This window comes from Pseudomonas sp. GLN_2 (assembly GCF_043106005.1).
Taxonomy (GTDB): domain Bacteria; phylum Pseudomonadota; class Gammaproteobacteria; order Pseudomonadales; family Pseudomonadaceae; genus Aquipseudomonas; species Aquipseudomonas alloputida.
In genome coordinates this window covers 64,989-81,730 of the sequence record NZ_JBICMC010000079.1, presented here as the reverse complement: position 1 = coordinate 81,730, position 16,742 = coordinate 64,989, and the positions used below count along the sequence as shown (strand labels likewise).

At 50.4% G+C, this 16,742-nt stretch carries 17 protein-coding genes; 14 read left to right on the top strand and 3 right to left on the bottom strand.

Annotated elements, in window-relative coordinates; all coding sequences use genetic code 11:
* Nucleotides 1-49: 49 nt before the first annotated feature.
* From ACF8Q6_RS18480 to ACF8Q6_RS18460, 5 genes are read left to right on the top strand one after another with little or no spacing between them, the layout of a single operon-like run.
* The gene (locus ACF8Q6_RS18480; protein ID WP_392493044.1) at nt 50-1,330 is read left to right on the top strand and encodes a metallophosphoesterase; all 1,281 of its coding nucleotides are present in this window, start codon (nt 50-52) and stop codon (nt 1,328-1,330) included.
* 24 nt (nt 1,331-1,354) lie between these two features.
* Nucleotides 1,355-2,413: a GTPase-associated system all-helical protein GASH gene (locus ACF8Q6_RS18475; protein ID WP_392493045.1), complete on the top strand. Its 1,059-nt coding sequence runs from the start codon at nt 1,355-1,357 to the stop codon at nt 2,411-2,413.
* Nucleotides 2,410-3,354, top strand: coding sequence for a hypothetical protein (locus ACF8Q6_RS18470; protein WP_392493047.1), 945 nt, complete (start codon nt 2,410-2,412; stop codon nt 3,352-3,354). Before ACF8Q6_RS18475 ends, ACF8Q6_RS18470 begins: the two co-directional genes overlap by 4 nt.
* Entirely contained in the window at nt 3,351-4,247 is an 897-nt protein-coding gene (locus tag ACF8Q6_RS18465) for a hypothetical protein (protein ID WP_392493049.1), read from the top strand. Before ACF8Q6_RS18470 ends, ACF8Q6_RS18465 begins: the two co-directional genes overlap by 4 nt.
* Nucleotides 4,244-6,196, top strand: a complete 1,953-nt coding sequence (locus ACF8Q6_RS18460; RefSeq protein ID WP_392493051.1) for a hypothetical protein — start codon at nt 4,244-4,246, stop codon at nt 6,194-6,196. The genes ACF8Q6_RS18465 and ACF8Q6_RS18460 overlap by 4 nt, the downstream gene beginning before the upstream one ends.
* Before the next feature lie 201 nt (nt 6,197-6,397).
* On the opposite strand, the gene ACF8Q6_RS18455 is transcribed toward ACF8Q6_RS18460, so the two are convergent.
* Together ACF8Q6_RS18455 and ACF8Q6_RS18450 are read right to left on the bottom strand one after the other, a co-directional pair.
* Nucleotides 6,398-6,898, bottom strand: a complete 501-nt coding sequence (locus ACF8Q6_RS18455; protein ID WP_392493052.1) for a hypothetical protein — start codon at nt 6,896-6,898, stop codon at nt 6,398-6,400.
* A gap of 123 nt (nt 6,899-7,021) precedes the next feature.
* Nucleotides 7,022-7,270: a helix-turn-helix domain-containing protein gene (locus ACF8Q6_RS18450; protein ID WP_392493054.1), complete on the bottom strand. Its 249-nt coding sequence runs from the start codon at nt 7,268-7,270 to the stop codon at nt 7,022-7,024.
* Nucleotides 7,271-7,771: 501 nt separating this feature from the next.
* Here ACF8Q6_RS18450 and ACF8Q6_RS18445 point away from each other — a divergent pair.
* From ACF8Q6_RS18445 to ACF8Q6_RS18410, 8 genes are all read left to right on the top strand, one after another.
* Nucleotides 7,772-7,942, top strand: coding sequence for a hypothetical protein (locus ACF8Q6_RS18445; RefSeq protein WP_392493055.1), 171 nt, complete (start codon nt 7,772-7,774; stop codon nt 7,940-7,942).
* Nucleotides 7,939-9,330 (top strand): DEAD/DEAH box helicase, encoded by a 1,392-nt coding sequence (locus ACF8Q6_RS18440; RefSeq protein WP_392493057.1) that lies wholly within the window; start codon nt 7,939-7,941, stop codon nt 9,328-9,330. The genes ACF8Q6_RS18445 and ACF8Q6_RS18440 overlap by 4 nt, the downstream gene beginning before the upstream one ends.
* 54 nt (nt 9,331-9,384) lie before the next feature.
* Nucleotides 9,385-9,681, top strand: coding sequence for an antitoxin Xre/MbcA/ParS toxin-binding domain-containing protein (locus ACF8Q6_RS18435; protein ID WP_392493058.1), 297 nt, complete (start codon nt 9,385-9,387; stop codon nt 9,679-9,681).
* 258 nt (nt 9,682-9,939) lie between these two features.
* Complete coding sequence (locus tag ACF8Q6_RS18430) at nt 9,940-10,578, top strand: hypothetical protein (protein WP_392493059.1); 639 nt, start codon at nt 9,940-9,942, stop codon at nt 10,576-10,578.
* 622 nt (nt 10,579-11,200) lie between these two features.
* Nucleotides 11,201-11,983: a hydroxypyruvate isomerase gene (gene hyi / locus ACF8Q6_RS18425; protein ID WP_392493061.1), complete on the top strand. Its 783-nt coding sequence runs from the start codon at nt 11,201-11,203 to the stop codon at nt 11,981-11,983.
* Between the two features lie 50 nt (nt 11,984-12,033).
* Complete coding sequence (locus ACF8Q6_RS18420; RefSeq protein ID WP_392499238.1) at nt 12,034-12,927, top strand: 2-hydroxy-3-oxopropionate reductase; 894 nt, start codon at nt 12,034-12,036, stop codon at nt 12,925-12,927.
* 206 nt (nt 12,928-13,133) lie between these two features.
* On the top strand, nt 13,134-13,898 hold the full coding sequence (locus tag ACF8Q6_RS18415) for a 2-keto-4-pentenoate hydratase (RefSeq protein ID WP_392493154.1): 765 nt from the start codon (nt 13,134-13,136) through the stop codon (nt 13,896-13,898).
* A gap of 41 nt (nt 13,899-13,939) precedes the next feature.
* The gene (locus ACF8Q6_RS18410; RefSeq protein ID WP_392493155.1) at nt 13,940-14,512 is read left to right on the top strand and encodes a YbhB/YbcL family Raf kinase inhibitor-like protein; all 573 of its coding nucleotides are present in this window, start codon (nt 13,940-13,942) and stop codon (nt 14,510-14,512) included.
* Between the two features lie 81 nt (nt 14,513-14,593).
* Here the strand turns inward: ACF8Q6_RS18410 and ACF8Q6_RS18405 are convergent, their stop codons facing one another.
* A complete protein-coding gene (locus ACF8Q6_RS18405; RefSeq protein WP_392493157.1) occupies nt 14,594-15,472 on the bottom strand; it encodes a LysR family transcriptional regulator in 879 nt (292 codons plus the stop codon).
* A gap of 99 nt (nt 15,473-15,571) precedes the next feature.
* Here ACF8Q6_RS18405 and ACF8Q6_RS18400 point away from each other — a divergent pair, with 99 nt between their 5' ends.
* Nucleotides 15,572-16,741, top strand: a complete 1,170-nt coding sequence (locus ACF8Q6_RS18400; protein WP_392493159.1) for a mandelate racemase/muconate lactonizing enzyme family protein — start codon at nt 15,572-15,574, stop codon at nt 16,739-16,741.
* Nucleotide 16,742: the final 1 nt, after the last annotated feature.

Genomic DNA, 16,742 nt, shown 5'->3' with positions numbered 1-16,742 from the left:
TCAGCGCAGTAAGGATTCGCTAGCATACGGAAAACCAAGGAGTGGCCTTATGCTATTGCTTCATCTTTCCGATATCCATTTCAGGAAATCTGAAATCGGTACAGCCCAAGATCCAAATTTCCATCTGCGCAACGAACTACTAAGAGATGTAGGCCAGCAACGCGTTAAACTCGGCGCAGTTGATGCCATTATCATCTCTGGAGATATCGCATTCGCCGCCGCACCTGAGGAGTATGAATATGCTACAGGTTGGCTTACCAGGCTATGCGATGTAGCCGGCTGCGATATGAAGTCGATATTTGTCGTCCCTGGGAACCATGATGTCTTACGCACCTATGCCGACCAGAATTTGGTTCAGCTTCTTCACAACCAAATCAAAAATTCTCAAGATCCACTTGACCAAATATCAAAGCAGCTCACGAATCGCGACGAGGCCAGACTACTATATGGTGGCTTAGACAACTACAATCAGTTCGCAGGGCAATTTTTCTGTAACTTACTACCACCTGACCGAACTCGAACAAGTCGTGACCTTACCCTTAACGACGGCTCAATATTACGGCTTTGGGGACTGAATACTGCCTTGGTATCCAGCAGCCAGGATAGGCAGAGAGATATGTTCGTCGATAGTGCTAGCTTTCAGATCACTCGCGAACCAGGCGTTACCAATCTCGTAATGGCCCACCACCATCTGACATGGCTTCGACAAGACCGCGAATTGGAGGACCACCTAAATGATGTGGCGCCTATACAAATATTCGGCCATGTGCACACCAATCGAATCGACCTGCACCGAGACCATATACGCCTAACTGCAAGCGCTACGCAACCTGAGCGTGGCGAAACCGCATGGGAACCTGGGTACAATTTTATCCGCGTGTCTGTTAATGGTGAAAATACATCTAGAGAACTTCGCATCAAAGCGCATGTTAGAGTATGGCAAACAGCGCCTGGGGGGTTCATTGCAAAGAGAGATCGAGGTGACTCAGATACCTTTGAGTTGACTATCCCCTTAGAAAACTGGTGTGCACCGACCCAACCTAGGCCACTAACAACCGTTGCACATTCCTCATTGGCTTCTTCAATGACAGATGGAGCGACTCCCTCGGAAGAGGATCAACCGGCCCTCACCACCATGCGTGATGTTGCGCTGCGTTTTTACAGGCTTTCGTTTAGTAAAAAATCTGAAATCGCGGGAAGACTTCAACTTCTCGAATCCGAAGACATGTCACTTCCAGACCACGAGCGCTTTCGGCAAGTGATCATTAGAGCTCACGAGCGTGGGCAGCTAGAGCTTCTTAAGCATGCAGTGATTGAATCAGAAAGATAAACAACAGGGAAAGAAATGACTAATATGACATTCGCTGACCGCTACGCTTCTGCTGGGCTAGCTCCCAACCCGACTCTAATTGCATCTCGCCAAGAGCCAGCCAAACGAATTGTAGACAACATCACAAACGATCAAATATTTGGATTGGTCGGGAGGTACTATGGAATACATGATTTCGATTTCTCTTGGTTTAGAGATGAATTTCAAAAAAATGATCAGAGCTTCAGCTTAATCAATAATGAGAACGAGACAGTTCTCCTGTCCGCTCTAGTACTGAGTGATTTAGTGGAGGCCGAGAAGCCTGTAGCCATACTCGCCTTGATATCTGGTGCTGCGGCAGGCCTGCGCGGCCCGGTAGACTATGACTGGCTCCTTCAACTTGCGAAACAAAAGCGCATAAATCTTTCGGTCGAAGATAGAAAGCCGGTGGATTTTGAAGCAAAAGTCAATAGCACGCACACATTAAAGCTCAAAGAAGAGGTTGCAGCCTTACCTGAAAATGATTGGGCAAACTTGATTGCAATCCTCGGAAAAATCCGCACGGAAAGCCAACAATCAATGTCTAACATGTCGACTCAAGCGACTAAAGCCATAGTAGCGCTCAAAGACGAAAATGAGTACCTGAGAGAAGAGTCTCAGATGCTTTGGTGGATATTCGGTGGCTATAGCTCGTCACTGAAAAGAAGCTTCAGCACACTAAGTCCTCATCAGGCCGCAGTCGCAAGCTCCATTGACCTCGGCACACTAACAACCTCTTATTATGGACCAGTTGCAGCCTCAGCAATGTTAGAGCGAGTGCTGAGTCTATCGAAACGTCCAAAGGGTGCTCAGACCACTGAGCTCAGTAAAGTACTCGACAGTTTCTCTAAAAACGACTTGCAACAACTAAATATAAATCACTCTAAACTGCCAGCTCGCATCGCACCAATCGCAACAGCGATTGAGCTAGCACGGACTTTAGGTGTTGGTGCATGGGGCAACCTGTTCCAAGAAAAAACAGGCTTGAGCGCTACACTGACGCTTGAGCCACTCGAGCTTGCTGAACAGATCTACTGCGAGCACTTACTGGGGCAATTCCTGTGACTGAGCCATTAGACGACATAGATGAATTAGACGAAGATCTAGACGTATTTGAACAGTCTCCGGAAGAGGTTTCCCAGAGCCTCAATCCTTTACGCGAACTGCCCCAGGCCGCTTTACTGTCTGTGGACGACGCAGATGCGTTACTACGCTGGCGGCGCGCATCTATTGTAGCAATTATTGGTGAGAGAAACGGTGGCAAAACCACATTAGTCTCAGAGATCTATGCGCAATTCCTCAAGGGCCGATTTGCAGATTTGATGTTTTCTCACAGCCTCAGCTTAATGGGCTTTGAAGAAAAGAGCTTTCAATCCAGATCCGAGTCAGGCCTTGAGACTCCGGACACACCAAGAACATCAGCTCAAGAAGGCCTTAGCTTCTTCCATCTACAGGTTGCGGACCTCCTCTCCAATCTAAAAAAGCATGACCTGCTTATTTCCGAGCGTGCCGGAGAAATCTACAAAGACATTCGTGATAAGCCGGAGCTAGCTTCGGATTTACTGGAAATTACCAAGTGCCAAATTATTGTCCTGATAATTGATGGCGAGCGGGCATGCAATCCACGTGAGCGAGCTGAGGTTTTTGCGTCAATCCGAAATATCGCAAGGGCGCTTATCGAATCGGAGTGCATTCAAGTAGAAGCCCGCATACAACTGGTAACAACAAAATTTGACTTATTACAGGGAGACAGCAACCCAAAAGCACTTGAGGCACTCGTCGATTTTGAAGAAAGCATCCGAAAGATAATAGATAATAGATACCACCTTTCAACACACCACGTGGCTGCAAGGGATCCGAAGCGGCGGATGAATCCTGCACACGGTGTTGCGGAGTTGCTTAGATCTTGGCTACAGCCTAAAGTGATGGCTTCTGGTACCAGACTGAAGATTCCAGCTCTAGTAAGCGAGTTCGACAAATTAGCACTCAGAAGGACCTCGAATTGAACGCCAATTTCGTCATCATGGGTCTCCCTGCCTCTGGTAAAACTACCTTCCTGGCAGCTCTATGGCACCTTATCGAGTCTCAGGAAACAGACTGCCGTCTGACCATGGATGGCTACAGAGGTGACTTGGTCTATCTGAGGCTAATTTCCACAGCATGGCGTACATTTAAGGAAGTACCTCGTACATCGCAGGTCGGCAACACTGATGTCACTATTTACTTAAAAGACCGCGAAAGTGGTGCGCGCGGAACTGCCATGTTTCCAGACTTAGCAGGCGAGACCTTTGAACTTCAGGTAGAAGAGCGAAAATGTCGCCCTGAATTCATCGAGCAAGCCACTGCCGATGACGGTGTTCTTTTCTTTGTGACGGCCAATCTTAAAGAGGATGGCCTAACAATTAATGAGCTAAATTCTAGGATGCCAGAAACGGATGCTGATGCTGATGCTGATGCTGACCATGCCGATAAAGCTCAGCCAGCAGCGACTCAAACAATTAAACACCCTGAGTGGGAACCAAAATATGCTCCCGCACAAGTCAAAATAGTTCAGCTCTTGAGTGACTTCATCAGGCCGCCCTTTACATATCGGCGCAGGCGCCTAGCGCTGATGATTTCAGCTTGGGATCTCGCTAGAGATCAGCATTTGACTCCGGAAAACTGGCTAGCAACAAATATGCCGCTAGTTGATCAATTTTTGAGATCAAATCCCGAGTTGTTCGAGCATAGAGTGTACGGACTATCGGCGCAGGGCGTTAAGCTTGATGATGATGCCGCTGTAGACAAAATTTCATATATTACACCTAGTAAACGGATTCAGATTGTTGGTCCAGACATTGAGGCCAACGAACATGACTTGACTAGCCCTTTAGTCTGGCTAATGTCGGCGGCAGTATGATAATAGATCAAGCTTTGTTTGGTTATGATGGTGGACACAGGCTGCTAGCCAGTTCCTTACCCCTAGGACCTGATGCCCCACTCCTAACAGAGCTAAGCGACGTAGCTCCTGGTACGATCTTTGGCAATGGCGATGGGTATTGGACAGGCTTACCTCTTCCTTCTTTAAAGAGATACGCACTATTACGCACTTGGCCCGCACCAGAGATGTCGAGACCTGGGTGTGTTTGGACTCATGCATTGCTGCTTGACCCTAAAATCCTTGAGCTTTTCGAAGACTTATCTGACTTGCAGAGTTTGGCCAGCCGACCGAAAAACATTCTTGACACAGAGCGATACAAGCATGCAATTGAGATGTCGCCGAACAATCAACGAGCGCAGCACAGTCAACCTAACAGCGAGATAATTGCAGACTTAATATTTAAGATTTACGCCCAGAAAGAAGCAGTCATAAAAACTACTGCACCGGGAGAATTAGTCTCACCATTATTTTCTGTCTGGTCGCAACAGTGGCCGCGACTGCGGCGAAATTTTAAATTCCAAACCGCCTTGACTAGAGGCACTGCTGGCACCAACTCTATCCGGATGGATATAACCACCTCATTAGCCTCTTCAGCTGAAAGATTATCTGCAGCCCCTACACTGCAGACCTGGGTGCGCGCTGCACAGCAAGATATAGTTGATAGCCGCGACAGAGAATTACGATCTTTCCTCCGAAAATACGGAGCTGACGTAAAAAAACAAAAGGCATCGTTCAGGCCTCTAGTTGAGATAAAATTACTTGACAAGAAGCAAGAAGAGGACACGACTAACAGGATTCTGCTAATACTCGCAAAAGCTTTTCCGTCAGCAGAGGATGCCAAAAAGCTTAAAGAAGATTTAGTAAATGGCGATCTAATTCCAAGTGCGCAACCCGGGCTAATACTTAGCTTACTATCAGATGATCCAACTTGTATTCTGCCCACACTGAATGCAACAGGCCTAATTCGCATTGCCAACCTTGACCCTAGAAGCTCGGTTGAAATGATTAAGATAGCCGAACTAGCTATAACATCGAATACTCCTACCAGCTTAGCAATCCAGGACTTGCTAATAAATGATATCCCCACATCGTCTCAAGCCTGGATCATTGAGAACTCATCGGGTAGCATTGTAAGGTTCTTCTGCAAATACAAACCGAGCCTTGTGACAGAGCGGGCCATCAACCACCTGAGCGATGAAGATTTAATTTACGTTCTTCCACTTATTGCCACCAGCTCAAACTCCTTGACAGAACTTATGGGGGCGCTGCTTTCTCGCGAGAGCAAAGAACTTATTATCACTTTATTTGCTCTTGCCCCACAAGCAACTGCTATCGCAGTCCTTAGAAAGGCATCTGAGTTTGGCATCACACGTATCAGCATTTGGATGGCTGAATTGCTCAAGCGCAATTATCTCTTGCTGGATGAAAATGTTCTCGAGGCGGCATCAACTCCAGACGTAATCCTTGAATGCATTAACGCGTTGGACTGGCTTTCGCCTGAAGTGCTGAAGGCCGGATGTACTCCATGGATAAGCGCTATAGCTGCATTAAACCCAAACCTGCCAAGTAAAAAAGAGGAGGCAATCGCCGCATTTTTTACAGCTCTCGCCTTACACACAGGGCACAACTCAGGACTAAGCGTTATTGAGCGTTTTTTTGATACTTTGCACTCAAGAATAATTGACTCCGATCTTAGCCAAAAGACAATAGATTTTCTTCTGCCACACTTAGCAAGCGTCAGCTTTTTCAAAGGCTGGGACCTTGGTTTAAGATTGAGGCTGAGCATCGTCGATGCGTACGTAAGGTATAATTGGCCGCGAAACAGTTTTTTGAATCTGAGCCACAAAAAGAAAACAAGAATTATGCTTGCCGAAGCAGCATCAGAGACTGCTGAGGGCGATTATTACGCAGACGAGTCACTGCTATAGACTACTCGAAGCGAGCAGGATGAGTTGCACTTTGCGTATGCCTCGTGCAACTCAATTCTAGCTGAGCGCCTACTCAGCGGACTTTCTGCTTCTCATCCTTTCCGCCAATACAGCTTTAGACAGGCAAGATTCAGCAGTGGCACCTGGAAGTAAAATAACAATAATTTTATTGCAACGCGCGCTCTCTGCCTGATACAAGAATTATTTGCTCACACGCTGCCACACCCAGTGCCCACTTGCAACCAAGCTGGTTCGATGTGAATGCCCGATATAAAGACCTTCAAGATTGCTGGCATCTCTTATCTTGAGTTGCAAGGTCCCAAAATACGCGTGATTATCATCTCGATCATACCACTCACCCGTAATATACGAATTCTTAACCACGCCAAATACACAGTAATTTCTACCCTTCGCATCAAATTCTGCATATACATAACGACCGAACTGTTTTATATGCGTATAGCTATGTCGATCCACAACCTCGGTAAAGTTTGGACTACCTGGCGCCTCCCACACTTGTTCCCACTTGCCCGTTAGTTTAGGTGGCCTATCCCTAAAAAAACCTCGAACTGGCAACCAGTGAAAATACTTCACAAAATAATGCGACAAACTGAAATCGAGTAACGTTTTAATGCAAAGCACGGCGCCAGGCGCTATTAGCCCCGTCGCTATAACATTCCAATCAATAGCAAGAGAAATCATTTCTGTCTTAAACCAGCTCAATAGATACGAACAAAAACCAGAGCTAACATGCTCTAGATCGAGGAAAGCGGTTGTTAATAAATTGAGTTGACGAGCAGTTAATGCTGCTCGCGGTAGCGTAAGCTAGAGGAAGGTGGTTGGATCAGTGAGCTTCCGCGAAAGCTCAGGCAGAAGGATTTGTGGCCGGCAATTCAGATTTTCTGCCAAACGGTAAAGCTTCTCTACAGTGAGATTTACCTCACCTCTCTCAATCCTACCTATGTAACTGCGATCCATCCCACAGGCCAGTGCCAGAGCGTCTTGGGACAACCCAATCAACAATCTCTGCTCTCGGATATTTTGTCCCAGAGAGCTTGCTATCTCCTGCCGCATAACCGCCTCGTCGTACACAAGGCGAAACTATCGGTCGTTTACTGATCTTCGCGCTACGGATTATAATCCGCATTTTGTGCCGTTTTACTCATCCTGGGTGCTTGTATGAAACCCGTGACATTTAAGCTAGACAGGTGCCTTTACGCCCTGCTCCAGGAAGGAGATCTACAACGCTTCACAATCCGACAGCTTCGAGATGCATATGCGAGCCAAAGCGGCTGTGCAGGGCTCTCTGCGGCCGAGCTATGGCGATACGTTTACGACCAGGTAACACGATTAAGGCGCGTGGGCTGGGTCCGACTGGATGCTGAGAAGCGCCGTCGCGGCCAGGTCTATTGTGTAGACACAGTCCCAGACTCATTGAACCTTGAACTGGTGGATGGCCATGGCGGCCCCACAGAACCTACCTTGACGGAGCAGAGGGACGAGCATTCAGCTGAATCATCCACCTCAAAGCCAGTGTTACGGCTCGAGGAGCTAGCGAAGGAGATACGTCTAGACATGCTCAGCTCCGTTGGAGAAGCGGAGCGTTATAAGCAGCTAATAGCCGAAATGCCTCAGCTCAAGGCTCAGGTGGAGGATGACTATCTGGCTGCTAGAGATAGATCCTCACGCTTACTCGGTCACTTACGCGCAGTAGAAAAGACGTTGAAATTATTGGTAAAAGCATGACAAAGCTCCGTACATGGCAACGCCAATGCATTGATGCGGCCCTTCACACCTACAAGGCTTCACCGCACTTCTTCTGCCAAGCCACGCCAGGTGCTGGCAAAAGTCGAATGGCAGCAGAGCTTGCTAGGCGATTGATCTCACTAGATGCAATTGATTTCGTGCTTTGCTTTGGTCCGTCCTGCCAAATAGTTACGGGACTAGCCAATACTTTCTCCAAGGTTTTGGGTAGACCCTTTGATGGCCGCATAGGAGCGAGTGGAACTGCAATTACATATCAGGCTATGGAGCACCAAAGCGATTCATTTTGGCAGCTTTTAGATGACTTCAGGGTATTTGCCGTCTTTGACGAAATTCATCATTGCTCCGGAAGTGAACAGTATCTTGGCAACTCTTGGGGGCAGACAATTCTTCAACGCATTCAAGACCGCGCTGCATACACGCTGGCACTTTCAGGCACACCCTGGCGATCAGATGAACATGCCATCGCTTTAGCTCGGTATTCGAGCCCAGAAGGGCGGCTAATCTGCGACTACCTATACGGAATAAAAGAATCCATCAATGATGGCGTATGCCGTTCGCCAAGGATTGCGCTCATGGAAGTGAAAGGTATTCGAGTAGAGACTATTACTGAGAGACAGTCATCAACCTCTGAGTACTCCAGCATTGCAGAAATCTTGAGCGATTCACCTATAACGTTCGAAGACCTCGTTTCTCATGATGAAGTAGTAAAAGAAGTTCTTCACCTTGGATGCAGCCGACTACACAGCCTTATTCCAGATGACCCGCATGCTGGCGGCCTCATCATTGCATCAAGCATAAATCATGCTTATCAAGTCGCAGCGGCACTTAGAAACATGGGTGAAGAATGTCGTGTGGTGACGAATCGCACACCAGATGCCCAATTAGTCATCGATGAGTTTCGTAGAGGGGCCGGCCGCTGGATCGTTGCAGTTGGTATGATTAGTGAGGGCACAGACATACCAAGACTACGAGTCTGCTGCTATCTCAGCCGAATTAGAACTGAGCTCCATTATCGACAGGTGCTCGGTCGCGTACTACGACGCACAGGTGCTTTAGATGATAACGCCTGGCTATACGTCCTGGCTGAGCCATCACTGCTGAATTTCTCATACCGGATTGCTTCGGATCTACCTGATGACCATGCCGTAATTGACTTAATTGCGCCTTTCAATACGAACACAATTGAGCCAACGACTATAGATAATCCTTGTAGGCTAATTCATGGCACAGCTGACGAGAGCACTGCCATTCACATCTTGAAAGCCGAGCCTGGCGAGTTATTAAGCAGTTCTGACTTCGAACGTTATCGTTCCCACCGTATCGAACTAACATCTAGCCTCAGAACTGAAGTGTTATCAATTTACTGATCAGTTTCCTAACGTCCAAGATAATCACCAAGTCTCCCTCTGCATGTCGCTCGGATGCAGAATCAAACCTTCACAGGAGAGTTGAGATTGATACCTAATGAATTAACACAGTGCATTTCAAGGCCAACCGGGTGCTGGAGTACCTCTCATCATTGCTTTTTAGCAAGGTTCGACAGCGTCCTAGGCCAAGCTCGCCAGGTACTGGGTAGCGCAGCGCTTGCGGACTCATGGATGATTAAGCCCGCCTTCGGATTAAGGTATGTCTCTCCCTGTAGCTTGCTAAATGATCAGCCAGGGCTCTCAGTGGTCACTGATCTCCTGCTCAGAATCGAATATGGGGTTTACACATAACTCTCCTGGCTACCCCCCCTCATCAAGCAATAGCTGACTCCAAAAGAGCTAAAGGCTGTGCCGCAGCGTCCTGAGCCCCTTGCTTTGAGGCTGGTCAGCCTTAGCAATTTCAGCCCCGCGCCCCGCCCGAGCACCACCCAGCTGGTGAAAATGGATGCTGCCAGCCCCGCAAGGCGGGCTCGCGTCGACAGGAAAACTACTGTATAAGTAGCCAGGTTGACATTCAACAAAAACCAACCAAACCCTGAAGGAGCACCAATGCCGTCCACGCACCTCAAGTCGGTCCCCCTCGTATTGGGCGTGATGATTGTCCTTTTTGCGATCTCGTTTGATAGCCAGGCGAATTTCGCCGGGTTTCAGGTCATGGACGGACCTGGTTGGTTCATTGGCCCGCGCGCCGTGGCTCACATGATTGGATTCATCGGTTTGATCATGTGCTTTTGGTTTTTCTTCATTTCGTTCGCAGAAAAGACGACCCTTCGAATGAACCTTGCGCTGGGTAGCCTGTTGCCCATCATCGGTTTGGCTTATTTTTGGGGGCCTGAATTTCTCCAGGAAAAGATCGGAAATCTGCATGCACTGTTGGCGCTGCAGATGACTCCTATCTATCTTGCAGCCTGTTGTTGGGTTTACATGATGAAGAAGCTCACCCCTCGCCTGATTAGTCCGAAGGGTGCGCTTGTTACAGCTATGTGTGGGGGTGTTGGTGTCTCTCTTTACTGGGAGCTGCTCCAACAGCGGTTCATCAATGTTTACGGAGATGCACCCAGAGACTATATCCAATTTGGACAAATTCTCTGCGACTTGACTGGAATTGCCATTGGTTTTGCATTGGTAGCCCTGATCGTGAATCAACTCAACAAACGACATCACCAGCCACATCCGCTTCCCGCCTGATAGTTTTCGAATGCCCACATGCAGGGGACCGCTACTTGATCATCAGCGGTCCCCCTGCTGCCCCTAAAAAGGGAGCCCTAACGTACCCACTGATTTGTCAAAGAGCAGTACTTCGCCAAGTAGCTCAGAGCAAAAATCTGATAGCGATACACCGTGCCGTTTTAGTCCATGCGTAGGCAAAACGCGATGGCCACATTCTTGCGAATACGCAGCAGCAGATCTTTGACAGGCTATTTACTCGCAATCTGCTGCCGCTTGATAGTGACCGGGGGCATGCTCTCGGTCGACTGGAAACTCCTTTAATGAGATATCGCGGCGGTGCTGACGTATGTTCGCAATAGCTGCAGCCGCGCAGCCACGGCAGTACCCAAAAGCACGTTGGCAGAGCCAGAAAAGCATTAGCGGACTAAAGTCAGCTTCAGAGGCAGCACTGACACCGATAGCAATACGGTGAGATAAATACACAAATCGTGAAGGCTCCGATCACACCTACTCGATTGTTCCGCAAATACATACGCTTAAGCTACATAGGCGAACGCTGAAACGCGCACTATGGACAGAGAGCACGCGAGTGCAAAGCAAAACCCCCGCTCAAAAACGTTCATATTTAGTAAGGAAACCTATGCCTCGCTTCGCTGCCAATCTGTCCATGCTGTTCACCGAGCAGGACTTTCTGTTCCGCTTCAAGGCCGCTGCCGATGCCGGATTCACTGGGGTCGAGTACCTTTTCCCGTATGACTACGATCCGGCGTCCATTCGCCAGCAGCTTGATGAGCACCGCCTGACCCAAGTGATGTTCAACCTGCCTGCGGGTGATTGGTCGAAAGGTGACCGCGGTATCACCTGCCACCCCGACCGCGTCGAGGAATTCCGCGCTGGTGTCGACAAGGCCATCGAATACGCCAAGTTGCTGGGCAACACCCAGGTCAACGCCCTGGCCGGCATCAGACCGCAAGGCCCGGACTGCGCCACCGTGCGCAAAACCTTCGTGGACAACCTGCGCTACGCCGCCAAGAAGCTCAAGGCCGCCGGTATCCGCCTAGTCATGGAAATGATCAACACCCGCGACATTCCGGGTTTCTACCTGAACACCACCAAACAGGCCCTAGAAATCCAGGCCGAAGTGGGCAGCGACAACCTGTTCCTGCAGTACGACATCTACCACATGCAGATTATGGAGGGTGACCTGGCGCGCACACTGGAAACCAGCCTGCGATTGATCAACCACATCCAGCTAGCCGACAACCCGGGCCGCAACGAACCCGGCACCGGCGAGATCAACTACTGCTTCCTGTTCGAGCACTTGGACCGTATCGGCTACCAGGGTTGGGTGGGCGCGGAGTACAAGCCCAAGACTACTACCGAAGCAGGCTTGGGCTGGCTGAAAACCCATAACGCAATCTGAATCACCAAGCTCCACGGGGCTGCGAACAAAAATAAAAGAGGTAAATTCTCATGGCTAAAATCGGTTTCATCGGCACCGGCATCATGGGCAAGCCCATGGTCCAGAACCTGCAAAAAGCAGGTCACAGCCTGTTTGTCTCCAGCCACCACAAACCTGCACCGACCGACCTCATCGCCGCGGGCGTCATGGCGTTGTGCACCCCGAAAGAGGTAGCCCAGGAAGCCGAGTTCATCATTGTCATGCTCCCGGACACCCCACAAGTCGAGGACGTGCTGTTCAGCGCCAACGGCATTGCCGAAGGAGTCGGTCCGAACAAGGTGGTGATCGACATGAGCTCGATCTCCCCTACCGCCACCAAAGCCTTCGCCGCGAAGATCAAGGCCACTGGCGCTGCCTACCTGGACGCCCCGGTGTCCGGCGGTGAAGTCGGTGCCAAGGCCGCGACCCTGAGCATCATGGTCGGTGGCTGCCCGAAAGCTTTCGAGCGCGCCCTGCCATTGTTCGAAGCCATGGGTAAGAATATCACCCGCGTGGGTGACAACGGCGACGGCCAGACCGCCAAGGTGGCCAACCAGATCATCGTTGCCCTGAACATCCAGGCCGTTGCCGAAGCCCTGCTGTTCGCCGCCAAGAACGGCGCCGACCCCGCCAAGGTACGTGAAGCGCTGATGGGCGGCTTTGCTTCGTCGAAAATCCTCGAAGTGCACGCCGAGCGCATGATCAAAGGCACCTTTGACCCAGGCTTCCGCATCAACCTGCACCAGAAAGACCTGAACCTGGCCCTGCAAGGCGCCAAGGAACTGGGCATCAACCTGCCCAACACCTCCAATGCCCAGCAAGTGTTCAACACTTGCCAGGCCCTGGGTGGCGGCAACTGGGACCACTCCGCGCTGATCAAAGGCCTGGAGCATATGGCCAACTACTCGATTCGCAATAACTCATGATGACAGTGTCCGACTACCGCGCAGCCGCTACTCTCCCATCGGCAATTTACAATCTACCGGCTGATTAACACTTCGTGATGCGCTGCACCACGAAGCGTGAACAATGAGCGGCTTGTCATATGCCATGATAGACCGCTCAACTTGTTTCAGCCCGCAATGGCTGTGACCTCTGCAAACACGTCAGTATTGCTGAAAGAGGAACGGAAATGGAGCTACCCCCACACATCTTGTCTTTTGCAAAGACTATTGTGGAAGCTGACAAGTGTCATGGCCAAATTTCAGAATTGGATACTGCCATAGTCCCTTCTAATGCGAAGGAAGCCTACCAAGCTCAGCAAGAAATTCTGCGCTTGCGCCAAGTTTCAGCCGCCGGCTGGAAAGTAGGCGCACGATCTCCCACTGCGGCGATCCAGGGCTCCCCGTTACCCCGTGATCGAGTTTTTCCATCGGGAAGCAGTCTCACCAAAAGTGACTATCCGATTATTGGCGTCGAACTGGAAATTGCGTTTCGCCTAAAAGGTTCATTCACACCCAGGAACGAGCCTTATAGCGATGCCGAAGTAATTTTGGCGATTGGGGAAATGGCAGCGACAATCGAAATCGTATCAAGTCGATTCGCGACGTGGCCGGACACACCTGCCCTAGCCAAACTAGCAGACCTGATGAACCATGGAGCACTAGTAACCGGACAGTTCGTACCGTACTCAAGTGACATTGATTTCATTAACCCATCGCTCTCTTTTACTTTTAATGGAATAAGCATCAGTCCACAAACCGGCGAGAACCCCGCTGGCGACCCACGTCGATTATTGACTTGGCTGGTGAACCACCATACTACCCAAGGCATTACCTTGCCGCAGGGGCTTGTAATAACCACAGGCTCTTATACAGGCCTTCACATGGTGACGGAAGCCGGCAGCTTAGTCGGTGAAATCAAGGGGCTGCCCGCCCTCTCTGTTTCATTAGACTAATTAGCAACCAAGAACCTGCTCACAACCGATAAGGATCCGATGTGAAAAAACTCACTCACTGCCGCATTGTGCCCAAATATATTTTCAATGCTGGATTATTGGCGGTTTGCCTTTCCGCCAGTACAGCCTATGCCGTAAAGTTCTCCATTCAAAGTGACTCATTCAAAGACGGCCAGAAGATTCCAGTACGCTATGCTGGAACCGAACAGCAATGTGGAGGCGGTTCAGGCATATCGCCACACGTCCGCTGGAGCAACCTTCCTACGGGAACGGCCTCGCTCGCCATCTTTCTGACCGATCCTGATGGCCAAAAGGGTACTGGCACCTCCCACTGGGTTGTCTACAACATCCCTCCCACCATCGATCAGCTTAACGAAGGCCTAGAGGGCCAGCAGGAAGGCTCTTACACGGTGGGCGTCAATACCATGGGTCACACAGCCTATCGTGGGCTCTGCGCACAACCACAAGAAAATCCTCACCATTACACTTTGACCGTTGTCGCGACCACGATTCCTCCAGGAGAGCTTCCTGCTGGACTTAACCGAGAGGCTCTTTTGGAAAAGCTCAAAGGGCGAAGCTTACTTGGTCAGTCGATCGTAGGGCTTTATCGTTAACAGCCGTGATTGATCGGAGGCGAAGTGATGGGTTTGGCTCACCCTGCCTGCAGCGAGCCAAACCCAAGCAATACTCGAAGTTTACTGGGAGGTGAGACCACTCCAGAAAGATTCAGCGGATCGATTCATCGGTGCTGCGGGGCGCGTCAGATTTATATCCAGCGGTATGTCCCAACTTTCATCTAGTGCCCTAACAAGGCGACCATCAACGACTTCCTGCTCCGTCAGACTGCGAGGCAGCCATGCGATGCCTTTACCTTCCAATGTCATGGACATCAGCACGGCGGCCAGATGACTACTAAACAACGGATTTAGGTGCAGAAACTCATCTTTCCCCTGCAAACGGTGCCTGATGATACGACCTAAACCTGATTCTTCAGTGTAAGCCAGATAAGGGATGGAACCCTGTTCGCCATCAAAGGTTAGCGCAGGGCTGGCGAGAGGAATAAGAATATCATCGCCCACCTTTTTACTAATGTACTGATTATGCGGCAGTAGCGGTGGTACTTCTGGATGCCGATGGCATAGCAAAAACTGAACATGCCCATGCACCAACATTTGCTCGCAACTTGCCATGCTATCGGAATGTAACCGTACAGCCTCAATTGGTGCGCCTCGTTCTGCTCGCCGGATCCACCGAGGGAAGAAAGTAAATGAAAGCGAGTGGGTGGCAGCAAACTGTAGGACTTTTGCCGCTTTACCGGAAAATTCTTGAGCTTCCGATCGTATTCGATAAATTCTGCTGATCTCATCCAGTACACTTGGCAGGATCAGTTTTCCAGCATCCGTGAGGGGCGCGCCTTGTGGTGTACGCGTAAAAAGTTCCACACCTATCCAACTTTCAAACGACCGTATTCGGCGACTGAATGCAGGTTGCGTGACGTGGCGTGCTTCGGCAGCTCGAACAAAGCTTCCGTTCTCTGCCAACGCGACAAAATCTTCTAGCCAGACAAGTTCCATGGGCAATGCCGTTTCAGCATGGGGTGCTGCATTAATAGCATTGGGCGGCATCGAAGACCAGGCTTAATTTGGAGTCTCCAACAACAAGAGGAGCGCATCATGCGTATCGTCGACATCCGCGAAAAGACCGTTTCCATTGCCTCGCCAATCGCCAACGCGTACATCGATTTCTCGAAAATGACCTGCTCGGTTGTAGCAGTCGTCACCGATGTGATCCGCGATGGTAAACCAGTGATCGGCTACGGCTTCAACTCCAACGGTCGCTATGGTCAAGGCGCGCTGATGCGTGATCGCTTCCTGGCTCGCATCACCGAAGCCGACCCAGAGTCGCTGATCGACAAGGAACATAACAACCTGGACCCGTTCGCCATCTGGAAAACCCTGATGACCAACGAAAAACCGGGTGGTCACGGCGAGCGTTCGGTCGCAGTCGGTACCATCGACATGGCCGTCTGGGACGCTGTAGCAAAAATCGAAGGCAAGCCACTGTATCGCCTCCTGGCTGACCGCTACCGTGGCGGCAAGGCTGACGACAAAGTTTGGGTTTATGCCGCCGGTGGTTACTACTATCCGGGCAAGGACGACACCAAACTGCAGGATGAAATGCGTGGCTACCTGGACCGCGGCTATGACGTCGTCAAGATGAAGATCGGTGCAGCTCCGCTGGCTGATGACATCCGCCGCATCGAAGCTGTGATCAAGGTGGTAGGTGATGGTCGCCGCCTGGCCGTTGACGCTAACGGCCGCTTCGATCAGCAAACCGCTATTGCCTACGCCGAAGCCCTGAAACCTTACAACCTGTTCTGGTATGAAGAGGCAGGCGATCCATTGGACTATGCCCTGCAAGCAGAGCTGGCCAACCACTATGAGCTGCCGATGGCCACCGGTGAGAACCTGTTCTCTCACCAAGATGCTCGTAACCTGCTGCGCCATGGCGGCATGCGCTCCGACCGTGACTATGTTCAGTTTGACTGCGCTCTGTCGTACGGTCTGGTCGAATACATGCGCACATTGAAAGTCATGGAAGAAATGGGCTGGTCGTCTCGCCGCGTCGTGCCTCACGGCGGCCACCAGATGTCGCTGAACATCGCAGCCGGCCTGCACCTCGGCGGTAACGAATCTTATCCTGACGTGTTCCAGCCGTTCGGTGGCTTCGCCGATGGCATCCGCGTTGAAAATGGTTACGTCGGTCTCCCGGATATTCCAGGTGTCGGCTTCGAGGCCAAATCGGAGCTTTACAAAGTCATGCGTGAATTGGGCGAAGGCTGAT